This window comes from Fulvivirga sedimenti (assembly GCF_020328055.1).
Map to the genome: position 1 here is coordinate 780,062 of NZ_JAIXNE010000004.1, position 19,939 is coordinate 800,000.

A 19,939-nucleotide genomic window follows, 5' to 3' on the forward strand; every position below is an offset into this window, starting at 1 on the left:
GAATTGAATAGACAGCGAATATACACAGTGTGGATTTTGATTTAAAATTATAATGGTCCGGAGACGCATAAACTATAAACTTTTTAATTTGTATATTCCTGTTAGCAGCAAATTATTATCATTTTCAGAATGAAGACCTTCCGATTCATCCTGCGTATTTTACTGAAATTGATAGCGATCATTCTGGTACCTGTCGCGATACTGCTGCTGATACAGGTACCTGCCGAACAGAAACTTGACTGGAACGAAAGCACACAGATTTACCAACCGGATTTACAAAAAGTCTTTGAAGGAAAGGCTGACAGCCTGAGCAAAATCTGGGGTGGGAAAAAGAGTATACCTGAAGCCTATTCCCTTCAATGCCTGATCGCTCTCAGCGCCTTCCCGGAATTGAAGAATACGGAGATCCATTTCATCCTATCCAGCGAAGGCTATCCCATGCAATCCAGCATTTATCTGCCAACCCTTGTGGGGGCGAAGGAAGACCGCGTTTACAAAATAATGCTCAATGACAGTGGCGGTTCATTTCTCGATCCTATTTTGTTGAAGAACCTGCCTTTTGATGCCCAGGTAGCCATCCTGATTCATGAAATAGGGCATACAGCATATTATGAGAAGCTTTCAACCGTGAAATTTTTGAGCTGGGGCCTTAAGTATGCCTTGTTCCCCTCCTATCGGAAATCTCATGAGTCATCAACAGACCGCCTGGTGATCTACCGTGGATTTGGATATCAACTGCTCAATTATGCCCGGTTTGTCCGTTATGCAGACAGTACCAATGAACTGTACCAGGAAGCAAAATATTTTATGAACACTTATTATCTCACACCTTATGAAACTCAGGATTTCATAAACAAATTATACGACCGACGATGAAATTGAAAAGAACTAATAGTGACCCAAGGATAAGGATCAATTTCCTGTGGAGGATCATTCAGGCAAATAAACTGCACCAAGACTGCGGGTAGGAACATAACTGTTACCCCGAATCAACAAATCCCAATAATCATAGGCGATTATCCCTAACAATGGAATCGCGAAGAATGGAATCCAGAAGGTGCCAAAAAAAGAATAAATAATTCCTGCCTCCAGTGCCGAAAACAAAGGTACACCAGCCATGGCGCATACGAATTTTACCGACTGCAAAAAATGTGGATCCCGTACCGATTTTTTCAGTATGAGTCGGGTAATAATAAAAACCGGGAGATTCAAAACAAAACCGGCAATGAATATGGGTAAACCCAGGATCCGCATTATCCATTTGATCCATCCCGTTTTGGCTTGCCCTTCATCCGAAAGACTGTCGCCTGCGCTAATGGCGGCAATAATTTTTTTATCGGAATTGAATCGCTGTAAAAGACTATTCTCTTTCCTTCGGTGCAACATCCACTCCTTTTCTGTCTGGTCATAGCGTTCAACAGGAGTTATGTTCAACATTAATTCCGACATCCTTTCCTCCAGATCCCTGTTAAATTGATTAAATGCCTCAGACCTGCTTTGCTGGAATATCGACTTAAAGGATTTGATACTATAGGGCTTGCCACAGTTTATCAGTACATCCGTCCTGAATTTTGTAGGATGTTCATAATTAATACCCACCGGAATAATCTGTACTCCCAGTTGAAAATCATGAGTCGATTCGGCCTCAAAAACAATACGCGCCAGCCCTTTTTTCAGGGGCGTCCGAAGATATTTCAACATCCCATGATTACCCTCCGGAAAAATTAATACTGAGCCCATTCCGCCGAGGATCTTTACACATTCATCAAATGTATCTTCATTGGCATGCTTAACATTTACATTATCACGCTGCCGGTAAACCGGCAACATATGGATGGCTCGAAGCAAAAACTTCACGAACTTACCCTGGAAAACCCCTGCCCTTGTTAGATACCAGGGCTTGCGGCCGCAGGAAATACCTATAAGTACGGGATCAAGGAATGCACTTTGATGATTTACAGCAAATATTACAGGATGATCCCTGGGTACGGGCGCTTCTTTCACCACCTTATACCTTCGAAAAAAGAATATCGCCGTAACACCTGCCCAGATTCTCAGGAAAGTAAGAAACAGATAATTCCCGATGTTTACGTATTCATACTTACCAGTTGCCATCGCTTATAAATTTGTGCAATGATGAGTCCTGAAATTATATCCCAAATACCCCACCAGGCAACAAGTAAAACCATTCCACCTTTCCCGCCAAAAAATGTAAACACGATAAGCAACCCTAAACCGCCATTCTGTATGCCCGTTTCAATAGATATTGTTTTCGCATCCGAAAGAGATCCGGTGGTCAACCGACCGAAAACATATCCCATCAACAAGGCCAGACCATTGTGGATAAATACAAGGAAAACAAAATATTCCCAGTAATCCGCAAAAACATCAAGATTACCAACAAAGGCAACAGCAATGAACGCCAGGAGTATAAGTACACTCAGTACCTGAAGCGGTTTAAATAGTTTTTGGGCAATGTCAGGGAAACGATTTGCGAGATACATCCCCAGCATCAGGGGAATTACCATGATAAGCAGCACCGTAAGTGCCAGGTCGTAATAATTGATTGATATGGTCGACAATAACGGCTTCACATATTCCACTTTTCGAGCCCAGAAATGGAAGTTAAAAGGAGTCATCAGCGGCGCAAGCAGCGTAGCCATAACCGTTAAGCTTACGCTCAGTGCTACATTACCGCGACTCTGAAGCGAAAAGAAATTGGAAATATTGCCTCCGGGACAAGCCGCAATGAGAATCATTCCCAATGCCAGTCCCATATCCGGCCGCATCACCAGCACCAAAAGGAAGGTCATAAAGGGAAAAAGCAGGTATTGTGAAATGAGACCGGATATGACTCCCCTGGGATTTCTGAATATTTCCTGAAAATCTTTGAGATTGATAGATAAGGCCACACTGAACATAATGATCGCCAGGCAGATGTTCATTAACCACATATTATCATCGGAAAAGTCGATATGAACATCCTGAAGCGGCAAAGGCTGATTTTCACTCATTGCTGCAAAATACAAATATTTTTATATGAGAACAGTAATCTCAAATCATAACCGTTAACTCCTCCGTTGAACCCTGATTTCCCCCACTGGTCCATCCTTGCTTGAATCAATGGACATTCTGTTGGAAATTGAAACAGACTCAGAATAATATCAAACAGTGTTTTCCCAGCCAGAATATGTACTGCCCGGCATAACAGCGGCAATCTTTGCAGTTGCTTATCCCCTTTTCTGCGTCCTTACATTCCGAAAAACGTATCATAAAATTAAAACTGGTCGGATTTCCAGGCTTACGTACTACCAGCGATCCATTGCTCTTCTTATGCTGATGGTCTTCATCGTTGTGGTGAACCACCTTTTCGGCACCTTGCAACCGGTGATCTGGTTCTCCGGGATAAATAATGCCACCATCGTTTTTTCCATACTCATTACTCTCTTTATCCTGGCCCAGATTCGGCAAAAAATTAAACCAGCGGATGCGCTGGAAATACGATCCGGGATGGAGGAAATATGGATATTTATCCCAAAATCACCGATTGAATACAAGTGGTTTGTAGCGCTGTCAATCACTGCCGGTATATGCGAAGAAATTATATTCCGTTACTATCTTTATCATTATTTCCACCTGTTCCTTCCGGCACCGGTGTCCATCCTGATCCTGAATTTCTTGTTTGCACTTTCCCGTATTCAAAGCGGATTCCAGAACATGGTGGGGGCATTTGTACTCGGACTGATATTCAGCGTGATCTATTATTTCTCGGGATTCCTAATCCTGCCCATCATCCTGCACACGGCTATTGAAATTCAGACCGGGACCATTGGATTCAGAATTCAGAAATATATCAATTCTCAGTCACTCTGACCCTCTTCGATATATTCGAGGATATCTCCGGGCTGACAATCAAGCTCACGGCATATTGCTTCGAGTGTACTGAAACGAATAGCCCTGGCTTTTCCTGTTTTCAATATGGAAAGATTGGCTTCGGTAATTCCAATCCGCTCAGCGAGCTCCTTCGATGGCATTTTCCGACGGGCGAGCATTACATCAAGATTTACAATAACTGCCATAATGTTAAATCGTTAAGTCGGATTCCTCTCTGAGCCGGCTGCCCTCATACACCATGCCGGCCATGAGTAACAGAACTACCCCAAAGATCATTGGGGTCAAATCCAGCCCTCCGTATAAATACACACCCCCGTTGACCACTCTGAAATTTTTCTCAAAATAGTTGCTGGAAAACAAGTCTCCAACATATTTAAAAACAGGTATCAGAAAAGATACAAGACTCAACAGTAAAAGCCTTTTGTAATTAGACCGAATAAAAAACTCTCCACGGGACAGACTTAAAAGAAACCGACGGAAAGTGATGAGCACAAACAGACTCAATGCGAGAGAAACAGTTAAATAACCAATAAAAAGCCAGATGATTTTTTTGATATCTTTTTCGCCAAAAAACTCATAGACTACTGGAAGGTAAAACCGATCCTCATAGGAAGCCCTGACAGTAACGTCCGTCCTGGGAACTATCTTCAGATTTTGACCGGTTGTGTCCGTGTTCATTAAATATATCCGGGGATGAGGCACCCGCAATTCCAGGTAATCACGGTAAACACCATCCTTAAACTCAGAAACCTTGGCCAGATAGTACTGGCCTACTTTAATCTCACTTGTATCCGACCACCCCACCATGCCTTCATCACTTTCAGGGCGTACTCCCTCCCCCACAAATCCTGATAACATGTAATAGGAAAAAAGTGACCCCGCTGATATTACGATGATCGCAATGTTGACTACCCAGAGAGAAACCGTGGAAATTCTGCTTATTCTTTTCATAATAATGTTGATTATTATTCAAAGGTAATAATTTATTATTGTTTTTCAATAATTTTTTATTCTTTATTGATGATTATCCTCATCCTACGAATGTATGAAGTCTCTCTCTATCGAAGCGCCAATTTGATCGTCACTAATAAAATATTTCGTAACTTTGCACCACCGGAAGAATACCGGATATTTTATTGAAAGTAAGTGAGTTATTAATCATTCATGCAAAATGATCCTACATAACCGCGTTAATCGTGATGTGCTCAAAGAGCAGATCCGAAACAGCACACGCAAACGTACAACCCTGTCTTTTTATCGATATGTTCAACTGAGTGATCCGGCATCATACCGGGATCAGCTGTTTATTGATTTCAGCAAACTGGAAGTATTGGGGCGGATTTATGTCGCCCATGAGGGAATTAATGCCCAGATCAGTGTTCCCGATGACCGGTTTGAGGAATTCCGACAGTTTATAGAAGAATCAGCAGAGCTCACGGGTATTCGCCTGAACATTGCTGTAGACGACGATGGTAAGTCGTTCTACAAACTTAAAATTCAAATCCGTAAAAAAATTGTTGCCGACGGACTAAACGATGAAACGTTTGATGTGACCAAACGGGGAACACATTTATCGGCAGAAGACTTTAACCGCCTGGCCCAGGATCCCAACACGATCATCATCGATATGCGTAATCACTATGAAAGTGAGGTGGGCCATTTTGAAAACGCCATATGCCCCGATGTTGACACCTTCCGGGAAGCACTTCCGCTCGTTGAAGACATGCTTGCCGACCAGAAAGATAAAAACCTGGTAATGTATTGTACCGGGGGCATCCGGTGTGAAAAAGCCAGTGCATATTACAAGCATAAAGGTTTCAAAAATGTATTTCAGCTGGATGGAGGTATCATTGAATATGCACGGCAGGTAGAACAGAAACAGCTGCCAAACCTTTTCAAGGGCAAAAATTTTGTGTTTGACGAACGACTAGGTGAGCGTATCAGCGATGATATCATCAGTGTTTGTCATCAATGCGGAAAACCCGCCGACACACATACAAATTGTGTGAATGAAGCATGCCACCTCCTGTTCATTCAGTGTGCTGAATGTGCCGAAAAAATGGAAGGATGCTGCTCTACGGAATGTGTGGAAGTGATTCACCTTCCTGAAGAGGAACAAAAAGCACTAAGGAAAAAGGTTAATCTCGGACGTCAGGTCTATCGCAAAGGACGATCGCCGAAGTTACTTTTTAAGGGAAGTACAGAATTAAAGACAGAAAATAAATAATTCCTGAACCCTGCAAGAGCATAATTCGTTAACTTAAGTTGGTCAGAAGGAATTAAATGATTTATGGCACGTATAAAATATTATTACGACACCGAAACATGTAAATACGAGCGGATCAAGGTACGCACCCAGGATGTAATCTGGAATGTGCTGGGCCTTGCTTCACTCATACTTGTATCCAGTGTTGGAATCGTTTTCCTGTTTTTCTCCTACTTCGAATCACCGAAGGAAGTTCGGTTAACGAATGAAGTAGAGGAAATGCAGCATTACTATGAAAACCTTGACAAAGAGGTAACTCAGTTGCACGAGGTTCTCGCAGCCCTGGAAAGACGTGACGACAACCTTTATCGGGTTGTGCTGGGGTCTGAGCCCATAGACCCTTCCGTCCGGAATGCAGGTATCGGTGGCACAGACCGCTACACGGAACTCAGAAATAAGGATCTCGATAACAAGGATATCATAGTGGAATTGAAGGAGGATGTCGACAAACTTCGCAGGAAGATGTATATCCAGTCTAAATCGTATGATGAGATTGCTGATCTGGCCGAAAGTAAGGAAAAACTTTTCGCAGCGATACCGGCCATCCAGCCAGTTTCCAATGAGGAATTGATCCGTTTGGCCTCTGGCTTTGGATACCGAACACACCCGATTTATAAAGTGCGCAAAATGCACCCCGGAATCGACTTTTCAGCTCCTCCCGGAACACCCATTTATGCCACTGCAGACGGTACTGTCGTAAAAGCACAGGTACGTTTTAGCGGTTATGGGAAACTGATTGAGATCGATCACGGGTTCGGATATAAAACGCGGTATGCGCACATGCAGGAATTCGAAGTGAAGAGCGGTCAGACCGTAAAGCGTGGTCAGGTTATTGGCTATGTGGGAAGCACGGGCCTGTCAACAGCGCCACACCTCCACTATGAAGTTCTCAAAAACGATAAACAAATTAATCCGGTTCACTATTTCTTTAATGACCTTAACCCGGATGAATACGAAAAAATCATCGAACTGGCATCCATTGAAAACCAATCACTGGGAATGTAAAAATGATTTGCTGATTTTTTTTGGTTCACAATGAACAATTAATTTATTTAGCAGTTAATTAAGAAAATGAAATTTAACGCTGTACATCATATCCATCATCATTCAGTCGCAACCTGAAAAGCGTGGTGGAAAGATTATGCGTAAAACATAAGAAAAGGCCTGCCATGCGGTGGGCCTTTTTTATTTACAACGAATTAAACTAAATGAATACAATGCTTCGTATCGCTGTACAGAAATCAGGGAGATTACAGGAAAAGTCGATTAAATTACTCTCAGAATGCGGACTGAATTTCAGTAACGGAACCAACCGGCTCAAAGCCGTATCGTACAATTTTCCGGCAGAAATCCTCTTCCTTCGTGACGACGACATCCCCCAATATGTGGAGGACCAGGTAGCGGATATCGGTATCGTCGGGGAGAATGTCTACGCGGAAAAAGGTAAGGCAGTTGACCTGGTGCAACGCCTGAATTTTGCGAAATGCCGTCTGAGTATCGCCGTTCCTAAAGGAACACACTATTCAGGTCTTGCAGACCTTGCCGGTAAGCGTATCGCCACTACCTACCCCAACATCGTTCGCAAGTTTTTATCCGAAAAGGGAATCTCATCCGATATACACGAAATCAGCGGATCTGTAGAAATAGCACCGGGAATTGGCCTGGCTGAAGCTATTTGTGATATCGTAAGCACGGGAAGCACTCTTCTAAGTAACGGACTGAAGGAAGTTGAAACCGTAATGAAGAGTGAGGCAGTAATGATCGCAAATCCAAACCTGGATGATGAGCGGCAAAAAATTCTTGATCAGCTGATCTTCCGGATCAAGTCGGTAAACACCGCAAGAAATAATAAATACCTCCTGCTGAATGCCCCGAATTCAGCTATAGAGGCAATTACCGCCATTCTCCCTGGCATGAAAAGTCCGACTATCACCCCGCTGGGCATGGAAGGCTGGTCTTCCCTGCACTCAGTAGTAAACGAAGATGATTTCTGGGATATCATCGATCAGCTGAAATCGCTCGGTGCCCAGGGAATTCTGGTAATTCCAATTGAAAAAATGATTATCTGATGAATCTGAATATCAGCAAATATCCCCAACTATCAGAATGGGAGTCGCTCTTCAAGCGCCCCACGCTCAATGTCACAAACCTGTTCAGTACGGTTCAGGAAATTCTGGATGAGGTTAAAAGCAATGGAGATCAGGCGTTGCGCCAATACACGGAAAGGTTTGACGGAGTGTCCGTTCAGGATATACAGGTTTCTGAACAGGAAATCAGTGATTCTGAAACCCGGTTAAGTGAGAAACTGAAAAATGCCATCCGTCAGGCAGCCGCAAATATTGAATTATTCCACAAGGCTCAAAGAACCGAACCCCTTTTCGTGGAAACCATGCCTGGAATCCGCTGCTGGCGAAAGGCAATTCCTATTCAGAAAGTCGGACTCTACATTCCGGGAGGCACGGCCCCTTTATTTTCAAGTGTCCTCATGTTGGGTATTCCGGCAAAAATTGCCGGCTGCAGGGAAATTGTTCTTTGCTCCCCTCCGGATAAAACAGGAAATATTAATCCGGCCATTCTCTTCGCTGCCAAAATTATAGGTATTACCACCATTATCAAGGCGGGAGGAGCTCAGGCTATTGCAGCCATGGCATATGGTACGAAGAGTGTTCCCCGAACCGACAAGATATTTGGCCCTGGAAATCAATTTGTAACAGCCGCCAAGCAACTCATTAGTTTGTCGGGAACCGCTATCGACATGCCCGCCGGTCCTTCAGAAGTAGCTGTAATCGCCGATGAAACAGCCAACCCCGCCTACGTTGCTGCGGACCTCCTCTCACAGGCTGAGCATGGCCGGGACAGCCAGGTAATTCTTTTCACAAACTCAGAATCGCTGGTTGACGACATACACACGGAAATTGACCGTCAGTTGGAACAACTTCCAAGAAAGGAAATGGCCGCCGAAAGTCTTGGCAATAGCCGCGTGATTCTCACAAAAACCATTGAGGAAGCAATGGAAATGAGTAATGCCTACGCGCCTGAACATCTGATCCTGGCAACAAAAGATGCTGAAGAACTCGCGGAAAAGGTCGTGAATGCAGGCTCTGTTTTCGTAGGGCATTATACGCCTGAATCTGCAGGGGACTATGCCTCCGGCACCAATCATACCCTTCCTACAAATGGCACCGCACGAGCCTATAGCGGTGTTTCGCTGGATAGTTATATGAAAATGGTGACATTCCAGGCCATTTCAGAAGAAGGAATTGAATTACTCGGTGACACCATCGAGGAAATGGCTGCCGCTGAACAGCTCGACGCCCACAAAAATGCCGTATCCATTAGACGAAAAAAATCATACAATGGAGCTTGATGACCTCATACGACCCAATATCCTGGCGATGAAGCCATATAGCTCCGCCCGGGATGAATTTAGCGGACAGGCAGGGATATTCCTGGATGCCAATGAAAATCCCAACGAAACGGGACTTAACAGGTACCCCGACCCCTATCAGAAAGAAATCAAAAGAAAACTTTCCGCACTTAAAGGGGTGGCCGAAAACCGGATTTTTCTCGGTAATGGAAGCGACGAACCCATCGACCTGCTGATCCGGATATTTTGCAGGCCCGGAGTGGACTCCATTCTGATTTTGGATCCCACCTATGGCATGTATCAGGTGGCGGCGGCTGTTAATGATGTGACGGTCATTAAGGCACCGCTAACGGAGAACTTTGAACTGGATCCGGAAACGGTACTCAGTCAAATCCAACGCGATACAAAGATCATCTTTCTCTGCAGTCCGAATAACCCAAGCGGAAACCTGCTTTCTAAAACGGCCATGCAGAGAATCATGGGTAACTTCACCGGCATTGTGGTTGTAGATGAGGCTTATATTGATTTTACAGATGATCCAGGCTTCATAGATGAGCTGGATAAATATCCACACCTGGTAGTTCTTCAGACATTTTCGAAAGCCTGGGGTATGGCCGGTCTGCGTGTAGGAATGGCGTTTGCTTCAGAACGGATAATCCAATTACTCAATAAGGTAAAGCCACCTTACAACATCAATATTCTGAGTCAGCAGAAAATCCTCAATGCGCTCGAAAATCCGGAAAATGTAAAAACTGCAATGACTGAAATTATTTCGCAGCGGAGCTGGCTGAGGGAACACCTGGCAAACCATCCCTCGGTCGAGAAAATATATCCGAGTGACAGTAATTTCCTGTTGATAAGATTCAGAGACGCACAAAAAATATTCCGGGAGTTACTAAGCCTTCAAATCATTACAAGAGATCGTTCTTCGGTGCTCCACGGCTCCAATTGCCTGCGAATTACTGTTGGAACACCGGAAGAAAACAAGAAATTAGTAGAAGCATTATTTGAAATGACGTGATAATGGAGAAACTATTATTTATAGACCGCGACGGCACTATCATTCTGGAACCGGAAGATGAACAGATCGACAGCCTGGAAAAACTCGAATTTTTTCCGGGAGCCATCACAGGACTTCAACGCCTCGCTGCATCCGGTCAATTCAGTTTGATAATGGTGAGCAACCAGGACGGACTGGGAACCGATTCATTTCCGGAAGATACCTTCTGGCCGGCGCATACTAAAATGTTAAAAACCCTCAACGGGGAGGGTGTTCACTTCAGCAGTATTCATATCGATCCGTCATTACCGGCCGAAAATAGCCGAAACAGAAAGCCCAATACAGGAATGCTTGAATCCTACCTGGAGAATGGATTCGATAAATCTTCCAGCTACGTGATCGGGGACCGCCTTTCTGATGTGATGCTGGCCAAAAACATGGGCTGCAAGGCCATTTTAATCAATGATGGCAGTATGAAGCCCCAGCTTGAAACAGATGGACTTATGGAGATCTGTTCGCTCATTACCACCTCATGGCAGGAAATCACTTCTTTTCTTCTTTCACCTTCGCGAAAAGCATTCGTAAAACGGACAACCAATGAAACCGATATTGAAATCTCATTGAATCTGGACGGTACAGGCAAGAGTTCGATATCAACGGGTCTGGGATTCTTTGATCATATGCTTGATCAGCTGGCACGTCATGGATCTGTAGACCTTAATATTTCCGTGAAGGGAGATTTACATATCGATGAACACCATACCATAGAGGATACCGCACTTGCACTCGGTAGTTGTTTTGAAAAGGCATTGGGTGATAAACGCGGCATCCAGCGTTATGGATTTCTGCTTCCAATGGATGATTGCCTGGCCCAGGTGGCCATTGATTTCGGTGGTCGGCCGTGGCTGGAATGGGACGCGGAATTTAAGCGGGAGAAAATCGGGGAAATGCCTACAGAGATGTTCATGCATTTCTTTAAATCATTTTCTGATACTTCACGCTGTAATTTGAATATCCGCGCAGAGGGAAATAACGAGCACCACAAAATAGAAGCAATCTTTAAAGGGTTTGCTAAGGCCATAAAAATGGCCATACGGAAAGACCCTGAAAGTATGCAATTGCCATCCACAAAAGGAGTCTTATAATGGATATCGCTATCGTTCAATATAACGCCGGAAATACCCAATCGGTCATTAATGCCCTGAACCGGCTGGGTGTGGAACCACGTCTCACTCATGATGCCGAAGAACTGCGAAAAGCCGATAAAATAATTTTCCCGGGTGTGGGTGAAGCGGGTTCCACCATGAGGCACCTGAAATCCATGGGGCTCGATCAGGTCCTGCCTACCATTAAGCAGCCGTTCCTGGGAATTTGCCTGGGAATGCAACTGATGTGCCGGCACTCCGAAGAGAATGACACGGAATGCCTGGGAATGTTCGACCTCGAGGTTAAGCGATTCATCCCTGCCCGTCACGAAAAAGTACCTCATATGGGATGGAATAACCTGGAGCTTAGGGCAGACAAGTCTATTTATGAAAACATGGAGGATCTGCATGTGTATTTCGTACACAGCTACTATGTTCCCGTATCAGAATTCACAACTGCCAGGTCAAATTATATACACCCCTTTTCTGCGGGAATTCATCGTGACAATTTTCACGCCGTTCAGTTTCATCCGGAAAAATCAGGTGCTCAGGGTCAGAAAATTCTTGAAAACTTTCTTAAGCTATGAGAATTATTCCAGCTATTGATATCATCGATGGTAAATGCGTCCGCCTCTCACAAGGCGATTACAGTCAGAAAACTGTTTATGCCGACGACCCCCTCGAAGTAGCGCGTCAGTTTCAGGGTGCAGGATTAAAGTACCTTCACCTGGTAGACCTTGACGGGGCCAAATCAGGTGGCATAGTTAACTGGAAGGTGTTGGAATCCATTACCAGTAAAACGGATTTAATCGTGGATTTTGGGGGCGGGATCAAGAAGGGTGAAGACATTAAAATTGCACTGAATGCCGGCGCCACACAGGTTACCTGCGGAAGCATCGCTGTTAAAAATCCGGCGATCGTTTATCAGTGGCTTGAAAATTACGGTCCGAATAAATTAATCCTGGGGGCAGATGTAAACAACGGAATGATTGCTGTACATGGCTGGACAGAAAAAACGACCCTGTCCATAGAAGACCTGATCCACTCCTACATTGCCCAGGGAATGGATTATGTGATCTGCACCGACATCGCCACTGACGGAATGCTGAAGGGACCTAATTTCAAACTTTACAATGATATTCTGGAGATCTTCCCCCATATTCATCTTATCGCCAGCGGTGGAGTGACTACCATGGATGACCTGTTGAAACTGAAGGAGAACGGACTTGAAGGTGCGATCGTGGGAAAAGCCATTTACGAAGGAAAAATATCATTAAAGGACCTAGCAACATTTCAGGATGCTTAAGAAAAGAATTATACCGTGTCTCGATATTAGGGACGGCCGTACGGTCAAGGGAGTAAATTTTGTCAATATCCGTGACGCCGGAGACCCCGTGGAACTGGGCGCATTCTACGCGGATCAGGGCGCCGACGAACTGGTATTCCTCGATATTACTGCAACACACGAGGGGCGCAAGACTTTTGTAGAACTGGTTAAGGATATCGCCCGTCACCTGAATATTCCCTTTACGGTAGGCGGTGGCATCAGCTCGGTAGAGGATGTTTCACCCCTGCTTAAGGCAGGGGCCGACAAAGTCTCGATCAATTCATCAGCGGTAAAGCGGCCGGAATTAATCGATGAACTTGTGCAGGCATTCGGCAGTCAGTGCATCGTCGTAGCAATCGACGCCCGATTCACCGAGGGTAAGTGGATTGTTTATACCCATGGGGGAAGGAAGCCTACGGATAAGGAATTGTTTAGCTGGGCCAAAGAAGTTGAACAGCGGGGCGCTGGTGAGATTTTATTTACCAGCATGGACCACGATGGTACCAAAGAAGGATTTGCCACAGAGGCGCTTAAAACATTATCGGAGCAGGTGAATATTCCGGTGATTGCAAGTGGCGGTGCAGGAACTATGGAGCACTTCACTGATGTGTTTAAAGACAATTGTGCCGATGCTGCACTGGCGGCCAGCATTTTTCATTTTAAGGAAATTGCCATCCCTGATTTGAAACGTTATCTGCAACAACAAAATATTCCGGTTAGAATCTGATGAAAAGAAATAATGTGCTTTCATTTATGTTAAGTGCATTGATACTTTGCTTACTGCACTTCGGTTTTTATTCCATAATTCCACGTCTCGAACCCAACTGGGCAAAATCCTTACTTTTTGGCATATTAATGGGCCTGGTCTTTCTCTGGATTCAGCATAAAAACAAAAAACCCGGATCAACAGACCCGGGTTCATGATGGAGGCGCTGAGCGGATTCGAACCGCTGTAAAAGGTTTTGCAGACCTCTGCCTAGCCACTCGGCCACAGCGCCATCTTTACAGGCGCAAAACTATGCATAATCACTTTTACCTCAAAGATAAAGATGGAAATGTTTCAGGCATGCCACATTTATATGTCGAGGAGCACGTAAAAGAAAAAAGGCACCGAAATTCGGTGCCCTTTTTATTGTATGATGTTTCGACTTCTTAAGCTTCGCTTTCTTCTTCAGAAGCATCATCTTCCTTCTTGGCTGCCTTCTTGGCTTTGGGAGCTTCTTCTTCATCAGCCTTCTCAGCTTCAGCCGCTTTACGCGCCTTCTTGATCTTGGCTTCTGCTTCACCTTCCATCTGCTCTTTCAGCGCACTTAGTGCCTCAAGATCACCTAATGTAGATTTCTCAACATCAGGGGTTGTCTTGTTGGAAGCTCCACCGGCCGGACGAGCAGTTTTCTTCGCAGGCTTAGGTGCTTCTTCAGCTTTGCCGTATACCGCTTTATGTGAAAGAAGAATACGCTTGTCATCTTTAGAGAATTCCATCACTTTGAATTCCAGTGTTTCACCGGGCTTCGCTTTGGATCCATCCTCTTTCTCGATGTTCTTCATGGTTGCGAATCCTTCGATACCGTAAGGCAGTTCAAGAACCGCTCCTTTTTCATTCACATTGATCACAGTACACTTATGTACAGATCCCGGGGTGAATACAGTTTCGAATGTATCCCATGGGTTCTCCTCAAGATGCTTGTGGCTCAGTGCCAATCGACGGTTGTCAACATCCAGTTCAAGAACAACCACTTCCATTTCATCACCCACTTTCACGAATTCCGAAGGATGCTTAATCTTCTTGGTCCAGCTAAGATCTGAAACGTGAACCAATCCGTCAATTCCCTCTTCCAGTTCAATGAACAGGCCGAAGTTAGTCAGGTTGCGAACGATACCTTTGTGGCGTGTTCCAACCGCATATTTAGTAAGCACATCCTGCTTGTTCCAGGGATCTTCTGTAAGCTGCTTAATGCCAAGTGACATTTTGCGTTCTTCCTTATCAAGGGTAAGTACTACTGCTTCCAGTTCATCTCCAATGTTGATGAAGTCCTGAGGATTCCGCAGGTGCTGTGACCATGACATTTCCGAAACGTGAATCAGTCCTTCAACACCTGGCTGAATTTCGAGGAACGCACCGTAATCTGCAACGTTTACAATCTTGCCTTTAACCTTGCTTCCTACTTCAAGCTCTGCAGGAAGTGAATCCCACGGATGAGCAGTCAGCTGCTTCATGCCAAGTGAAATACGCTTCTTGTCTTCGTCGAAGTCAAGAACTACCACCTTCACTGTTTCATCAAGATTCAATACCTCTTCAGGGTGATTGATTCGTCCCCATGAGATATCTGTAATGTGCAACAGGCCATCAACGCCACCCAAATCGATAAATACACCGAAGTTGGTCATGTTCTTAATGGTTCCTTCAAGAACCTGTCCTTTTTCAAGGTTGTTCAGGATCTCAGCTTTCTGCTGCTCAAGATCTTTCTCAATCAGTACCTTGTGAGAAACAACCACGTTGTCGTTAGAGTAGTTAATCTTAACTACCTTCACTTCCATCGCCTTACCCACAAATACATCAAAATCACGGATAGGCTTCACATCAATCTGTGAACCCGGAAGGAATGCTTCCACTCCGTAGATATCCACGATGAGACCACCCTTGGTTCTGCGCTTCACAAAGCCTTCAATCACCAGGTCATTCTCATACGCTTCCTTAATTTTTTCCCATGCCTGAACGATCTTCGCCTTTCTGCGTGAAAGTACGAGCTGACCGTTTGCATTTTCCTGCTCTTCGATGAATACCTCTACAGTATCGCCTACTTTCAGGTTTGGCAGGTCACGGAATTCCGTAGCAGATACCAGTCCGTCTGATTTGAACCCAATGTTAAGGATCACATCACGGTCGTTGATTCCAACTACTGTTCCGGAAACCAATTCCTTTTCTTCAATGGTAGTCAATGTATTATCATACATCGCTTCCATTTCTTCACGCTTCTTGCGGGAATACCCTTCACCAAATCCTTTGGTTTCAAATGCTTCCCAATCGAATTCCTCAGAATCCTGTGCAGCGCTGGCCGGAGCCTCAGTTGCAGCTTTCTCAGCTTTTTTCTCTTCAGCTACTACCTCGGTTGCGGTAGTCTCTTCAGCCTGGTTCTGCTCGAGCTCCTCGGCTTTTTTGTTTTCTTCTGCCATAATAAGTTAAAAACGCCCTTAAATACATGTTTTACCCGGGCTGTGTAAAACACATTTGGTTTAAATAATCCTCTTCCGAAAATGGAAAAGACCCTTTCACCTGAAAGGGAGCGCAAAATTAATAAAATTATTAGTCAAATCCCACAAAAAAGATCCCGACAATATCTGCCGGGATCTCAGAGTTGGTTGATTGGTTTTTTTAATTTGCCGGGATATCATCCGTATCCAGCGTACCCAGTGTAAACTGCAGTAAAATATCCTGGAACAGCAAGACATATTTCGCCTGGGCATGGGCTCCCTTTGCAGCCACATAATCGGCATTTGCCTGTGTATACTCTACAAAACTCGACGCCTGCAGACGGTACCGCTCCTCCTGCAATTGAAGATTCAGTTCGGCAGCCTCCAGCTGAACCTGGGTTACTTCAAAATTTGTCAGGGCATCCTGCAAGTTCTGATGTGCATTGAGCACCTCCAGCTTTGCTGTATTCTCCAACTGCCGGGTCTCCAGCTGAGCATTCTGATAATTTACCCTGGCGCGCACCACCTGATTCCTGTTTTGTAATCCCTGGAATATGGGAATAGAAATGGCTAATCCATATGTATTATACCTGTTATCATTGAAAAATTGCTGATTAAAATCCCTTGAAACACTGTCCGGGGTACCCACAATCTGGTTAAAGGCCGATCCATAGTTAAAGAATGCCGACAGCTGTGGATAATACCGACCGCGCTGAGCACCAAGGCCATACCGGGCAGATTCTTCACTGGCACGAACTTGAAGAAGATCACGTCGCTGTTCAAGTGCAATTTCATATAAAGAATCACGCTGATATTTTTCAAAGGCAAAATCGGAAAGCTCCCAGGTCGGATCAACCACGTCAAAGGTGAGGCTTGGATCCAGCTGCAATAACTGTGAAAGTGTAGCCTTACTGTTGCGCAATTTAATTTCTGCCTGAAGCACGTTAAGCTCCGAATTCTTTAGCTGGTAGCGCTGGTTTACCAGGTCCACTTCTGCACGGCTTCCGGCATTAACCAGTTCACTCATCTGCCTGTAAACTTCCTGCTGGTTCACCAGGTTTTCCTGAGCAATAAGCACAAGCTGCTTGTCAAGCAGACATCGCAGGTATTGATTTGATACATCACGGATCACTTGCTGCCTCGTACGTGTGACCAGATGGGCCTGCGATTCCAGGGCACTGCTCGCCTGTTTGGTTTGCTTCAATCGGTTAAACCCGTTGAAAAGCGGCATATTCATATTGACTGATCCATTCATGAAATCGAGTTGTCCGTTCACCACACGCCCCTCCTGCTGGTTAAAGGAGTTACCGTCATTGCGGCCATAGTTTCCGGTGATCGCAACAGTCGGCGCCATTTGTGCATAACTGGAGGATTTGTCTGACTGGAAAATATCCAGCCGATTCGATTCCTGACGCAAACTGATGTTATTCTCGAGCGCGATAGTTACCGCATCCGATAAATGAAGGAATTGAAGGGTATCCTGCGCATAAACGGCACTCGCAAGAAAAGACAATAGTATACCGAATAATGTTCTCATCTTCATCACGCCTGATTTTGTATAGAAGAAACCTGATCAGATACAACCTGACCGTCCACCAATCGAATAGTTCGCTTGCCATAGGATGCACACCGCTCCGAATGCGTTACCTGGAGAATGGTCATTCCCTCGTCGTTCAGCTTTTTAAAGATCTCCATGATCTCGTCACCCTGCTCCGAATGAAGGTTTCCTGTGGGCTCATCGGCAAGCAACAGCTTTGGCTGGCCGACTATCGCACGTGCAATGCCCACGAGCTGCTGCTGACCGCCTGAAAGCTGCTCGGGAAAAAGATCTTTTTTTGCCACCATCTGGAATCGATCGAGCATTTCAGCCACCATGCTCTTCCGCTCAGCACTTTTCACCCCCTTGTATAGCAGAGGCGTTTCAATGTTTTCATATACCGTTAGTTCATCAATGAGGTGATACGCTTGAAAAATGAAGCCGATATGATGCTTATGCATCTCAGATTTCTGACGTTCCTTCAACTTATGCACCGGGTTATCCAGGAAATAGAATTCACCGGCACTGGGCTCATCGAGCATTCCAATGATGTTCATAAGGGTTGACTTTCCTGCACCACTTGGCCCCATGATCGTGACAAACTCCCCCTGCTGTATATCAAGATCAATACCCTTTAAAATAAATGTGCGCTGATATTTCGAATCGACATATTTATCAAGGTCTCTCAGTTTTATCATTTTCGTTTGATTAAATTATTGCAATGCACTTAATCACTTGCCAATTGTATGCCAAGCGCCTCAAGACGTTTAAACCGCCTTTTTACTCATTTTGATTGTCCGAAATTGAATGGAGGTGTCCGATTTCAGACACTTTCAGGCATGTATGTGCATTTGATAAATATTAATTAGATTCGCAGGGATTGAATGGAAAGGGAGCATAAAATCAGGTGAAGGGTAAAAGGCAAATCTGGGTTTTGCTGATGATAACCGGGATGGCTGTCGCTGCAGCTCTTTTCTGGTATGCTCGCCTTAATGCCGAACCTGATATTGAAGAAGAAGTTCTGATCGTTCCCCCGAGAACATCTCCACCGGTAAATCCCCATCAGGAACAACTCATTAACGATTTCGAACGTTTTATTGACAGCCTTCGCACAGAAAGGGACATCCCCGCTATTGCGGTTGCCATCGTACGTAAGGGTCAGCCGATCTACATTAACGCGATGGGGCACAAAACGAACCATACCAATGACGCAGTAAATCTTAAAACAAAATTCCGGCTTGCCTCCGTTTCCAAAGGATTTACATCCATACTTGTGAGTAAAATGGTTCAGGAGGGAGTCATATCCTGGGAGGATCCCATACATTATTATTTGACAGATTTTCGGCCTGAACCATTCAGCTATTCCGATTCCATCACCATTCGCAACATCATCTCCCAAACCAGCGGCTTTCCGTACCAGGCATATTCGAATCTCATTGAGGATGGTTGGACACTCCCGGAAATGATCAATGCACTTGCGGAATTAAAAGTGGCAACGAAGCCCGGAACACAATACAGCTACCAAAATGTTGCTTACAGCATCATTGAACCGATTCTTGAACGCCAGACAGGAAGGGAATTTCCGAAACTGCTGAATACCTATTTATTCGGTCCGCTTCAAATGGAAAATGCCTCGGCTGAATTTGAGGATATGAAAGATTCCCCAAACGCCGCAAAGCCACACAGGAGAACACGTTATTCCTATATTCCTGTCCAGCTCTCCTCTTCCTATTACAATACAGCCGCCGCAGGCGGGGTGAATGCCAGCATCGAAGATATGGCCAAATACCTGCAAATGCTTCTCGGGGATCACCAGGAAGCGGTGGATTCTTCGGTTCTTGATGAAGTCTTTGAACCACGCATCATCACTCCGCTCCTGAATCGTTACTACAGAAAATGGCTTCGCGCACGCAGGGCATATTACGGACTGGGATGGCGGATTCTTCCTCTGGAAAATGATACAATTGTCTACCATGGCGGTTATGCCAATGGCTTCAAAAGTCACATTGCTCTCGACAGGGATGACGAGGTCGCCATCTGTATTCTTTCAAATTCATCAGACAACCTGGTCAATGAAGCCGGACCCTATTTTTTTCACCTCTACTATGAATACAGAGATGCAATAAACCTCTGGGACAAGAATCCCTGATAATACAATCCTTTTCCTCCACCATTCATATAATTTTACAGCAGTTTGTCATTAAAGCACCA

The 19,939-nt window shown here is 44.8% G+C and carries 19 protein-coding genes and 1 tRNA gene; 12 read left to right on the forward strand and 8 right to left on the reverse strand.

Translation table 11 applies throughout. The features are described 5' to 3' along the window. Positions 1 to 129 precede the first annotated feature (129 nt). Positions 130 to 876: a hypothetical protein gene (locus tag LDX50_RS21485; RefSeq protein WP_225698267.1), complete on the forward strand. Its 747-nt coding sequence runs from the start codon at positions 130 to 132 to the stop codon at positions 874 to 876. 54 nt (positions 877 to 930) lie between these two features. On the opposite strand, the gene LDX50_RS21490 is transcribed toward LDX50_RS21485, so the two are convergent. After that, positions 931 to 2,115, reverse strand: coding sequence for a 1-acyl-sn-glycerol-3-phosphate acyltransferase (locus LDX50_RS21490; protein ID WP_225698268.1), 1,185 nt, complete (start codon positions 2,113 to 2,115; stop codon positions 931 to 933). Continuing rightward, positions 2,088 to 3,014 carry a bile acid:sodium symporter family protein gene (locus tag LDX50_RS21495; protein ID WP_225698269.1) on the reverse strand — a complete coding sequence of 309 codons (927 nt, stop codon included), beginning with the start codon at positions 3,012 to 3,014 and terminating at the stop codon, positions 2,088 to 2,090. The genes LDX50_RS21490 and LDX50_RS21495 overlap by 28 nt, the downstream gene beginning before the upstream one ends. Positions 3,015 to 3,171: 157 nt before the next feature. Here LDX50_RS21495 and LDX50_RS31045 point away from each other — a divergent pair, with 157 nt between their 5' ends. Next, positions 3,172 to 3,873 (forward strand): CPBP family intramembrane glutamic endopeptidase, encoded by a 702-nt coding sequence (locus LDX50_RS31045; RefSeq protein ID WP_225698270.1) that lies wholly within the window; start codon positions 3,172 to 3,174, stop codon positions 3,871 to 3,873. Here the strand turns inward: LDX50_RS31045 and LDX50_RS21505 are convergent. Both LDX50_RS21505 and LDX50_RS21510 read right to left on the reverse strand, forming a co-directional pair. Next, positions 3,861 to 4,079, reverse strand: a complete 219-nt coding sequence (locus tag LDX50_RS21505; RefSeq protein ID WP_225698271.1) for a helix-turn-helix domain-containing protein — start codon at positions 4,077 to 4,079, stop codon at positions 3,861 to 3,863. The genes LDX50_RS31045 and LDX50_RS21505 overlap by 13 nt on opposite strands. A gap of 4 nt (positions 4,080 to 4,083) precedes the next feature. Next, positions 4,084 to 4,845 (reverse strand): DUF2975 domain-containing protein, encoded by a 762-nt coding sequence (locus tag LDX50_RS21510; RefSeq protein WP_225698272.1) that lies wholly within the window; start codon positions 4,843 to 4,845, stop codon positions 4,084 to 4,086. A gap of 220 nt (positions 4,846 to 5,065) precedes the next feature. On the opposite strand from LDX50_RS21510, the gene trhO reads away from it, so the two are divergent. The 9 genes from trhO to hisF all read left to right on the forward strand — a co-directional run bounded on the left by trhO (position 5,066) and on the right by hisF (position 13,726). Next, entirely contained in the window at positions 5,066 to 6,121 is a 1,056-nt protein-coding gene (gene trhO / locus LDX50_RS21515) for an oxygen-dependent tRNA uridine(34) hydroxylase TrhO (RefSeq protein ID WP_225698273.1), read from the forward strand. Between the two features lie 63 nt (positions 6,122 to 6,184). Beyond that, positions 6,185 to 7,165, forward strand: coding sequence for a peptidoglycan DD-metalloendopeptidase family protein (locus LDX50_RS21520; RefSeq protein ID WP_225698274.1), 981 nt, complete (start codon positions 6,185 to 6,187; stop codon positions 7,163 to 7,165). Between the two features lie 203 nt (positions 7,166 to 7,368). Then, positions 7,369 to 8,229 carry an ATP phosphoribosyltransferase gene (hisG, locus tag LDX50_RS21525; protein WP_225698275.1) on the forward strand — a complete coding sequence of 287 codons (861 nt, stop codon included), beginning with the start codon at positions 7,369 to 7,371 and terminating at the stop codon, positions 8,227 to 8,229. Continuing rightward, positions 8,229 to 9,527 carry a histidinol dehydrogenase gene (gene hisD, locus LDX50_RS21530; RefSeq protein ID WP_225698276.1) on the forward strand — a complete coding sequence of 433 codons (1,299 nt, stop codon included), beginning with the start codon at positions 8,229 to 8,231 and terminating at the stop codon, positions 9,525 to 9,527. Before hisG ends, hisD begins: the two co-directional genes overlap by 1 nt. Beyond that, positions 9,517 to 10,548 carry a histidinol-phosphate transaminase gene (gene hisC / locus LDX50_RS21535; protein ID WP_225698277.1) on the forward strand — a complete coding sequence of 344 codons (1,032 nt, stop codon included), beginning with the start codon at positions 9,517 to 9,519 and terminating at the stop codon, positions 10,546 to 10,548. Before hisD ends, hisC begins: the two co-directional genes overlap by 11 nt. Positions 10,549 to 10,550: 2 nt before the next feature. Next, complete coding sequence (hisB, locus tag LDX50_RS21540; protein WP_225698278.1) at positions 10,551 to 11,672, forward strand: bifunctional histidinol-phosphatase/imidazoleglycerol-phosphate dehydratase HisB; 1,122 nt, start codon at positions 10,551 to 10,553, stop codon at positions 11,670 to 11,672. Continuing rightward, entirely contained in the window at positions 11,672 to 12,259 is a 588-nt protein-coding gene (gene hisH, locus LDX50_RS21545) for an imidazole glycerol phosphate synthase subunit HisH (RefSeq protein ID WP_225698279.1), read from the forward strand. Before hisB ends, hisH begins: the two co-directional genes overlap by 1 nt. After that, the gene (gene hisA / locus LDX50_RS21550) at positions 12,256 to 12,978 is read left to right on the forward strand and encodes a 1-(5-phosphoribosyl)-5-[(5-phosphoribosylamino)methylideneamino]imidazole-4-carboxamide isomerase (RefSeq protein ID WP_225698280.1); all 723 of its coding nucleotides are present in this window, start codon (positions 12,256 to 12,258) and stop codon (positions 12,976 to 12,978) included. Before hisH ends, hisA begins: the two co-directional genes overlap by 4 nt. Beyond that, a complete protein-coding gene (gene hisF / locus LDX50_RS21555) occupies positions 12,971 to 13,726 on the forward strand; it encodes an imidazole glycerol phosphate synthase subunit HisF (RefSeq protein WP_225698281.1) in 756 nt (251 codons plus the stop codon). The genes hisA and hisF overlap by 8 nt, the downstream gene beginning before the upstream one ends. Positions 13,727 to 13,923: 197 nt before the next feature. Here the strand turns inward: hisF and LDX50_RS21560 are convergent. The 4 genes from LDX50_RS21560 to LDX50_RS21575 form a co-directional block, all read right to left on the reverse strand. Beyond that, positions 13,924 to 13,997: transfer RNA gene (locus LDX50_RS21560), tRNA-Cys, on the reverse strand. A gap of 154 nt (positions 13,998 to 14,151) precedes the next feature. Further along, on the reverse strand, positions 14,152 to 16,173 hold the full coding sequence (gene rpsA, locus LDX50_RS21565) for a 30S ribosomal protein S1 (protein ID WP_225698282.1): 2,022 nt from the start codon (positions 16,171 to 16,173) through the stop codon (positions 14,152 to 14,154). A gap of 199 nt (positions 16,174 to 16,372) precedes the next feature. Beyond that, positions 16,373 to 17,734, reverse strand: a complete 1,362-nt coding sequence (locus LDX50_RS21570) for a TolC family protein (protein WP_225698283.1) — start codon at positions 17,732 to 17,734, stop codon at positions 16,373 to 16,375. Further along, positions 17,734 to 18,426 (reverse strand): ABC transporter ATP-binding protein, encoded by a 693-nt coding sequence (locus LDX50_RS21575; protein ID WP_225698284.1) that lies wholly within the window; start codon positions 18,424 to 18,426, stop codon positions 17,734 to 17,736. The genes LDX50_RS21570 and LDX50_RS21575 overlap by 1 nt, the downstream gene beginning before the upstream one ends. A gap of 242 nt (positions 18,427 to 18,668) precedes the next feature. Here LDX50_RS21575 and LDX50_RS21580 point away from each other — a divergent pair, with 242 nt between their 5' ends. Further along, positions 18,669 to 19,877, forward strand: coding sequence for a serine hydrolase domain-containing protein (locus LDX50_RS21580; protein WP_225698285.1), 1,209 nt, complete (start codon positions 18,669 to 18,671; stop codon positions 19,875 to 19,877). The last annotated feature ends 62 nt before the right edge of the window (positions 19,878 to 19,939 follow it).